Source organism: Pseudomonas sp. SIMBA_068 (assembly GCF_046534705.1).
GTDB classification, from domain to species: Bacteria; Pseudomonadota; Gammaproteobacteria; order Pseudomonadales; family Pseudomonadaceae; genus Aquipseudomonas; species Aquipseudomonas putida.
This window is the reverse complement of sequence record NZ_JAWRYI010000916.1, coordinates 1-258: the sequence shown is the minus strand read 5'-3', so window position 1 is coordinate 258 and position 258 is coordinate 1. Positions and strand designations below refer to the sequence as shown.

Annotated in this window: 1 protein-coding gene; it reads right to left on the bottom strand. The window is 39.5% G+C overall.

The annotated features are described in order from the left end of the window. Nucleotides 1–205, bottom strand: a 205-nt coding sequence (locus SB756_RS32055) for a hypothetical protein (RefSeq protein WP_410913500.1), incomplete at its 3' end; no start/stop codon positions are given. Between the last annotated feature and the right edge of the window lie 53 nt (nucleotides 206–258).

Genomic DNA, 258 nt, shown 5'->3' with positions numbered 1-258 from the left:
CTTCTTTGGTTGCTGAGCTCTCAAGTAAAGTGGTGTCAAAGGGGCAAACATCGGCGTAAGTTGTGTGCTTGTTTAAAATAAAATGAATATCAAGCATCCCAGCAAACTCAGCGAGCAACCCATTAGCCAACAACAACGAGCGCATATATTCACCAATTCCTTCTGGTGACGATACTGGAATAAATAAAAGTCGTTTGTTGCTCATTGCATTCTCAATTTCCTATTTGATCTTTAGTATATCAATCAGGCCTTTGTTAC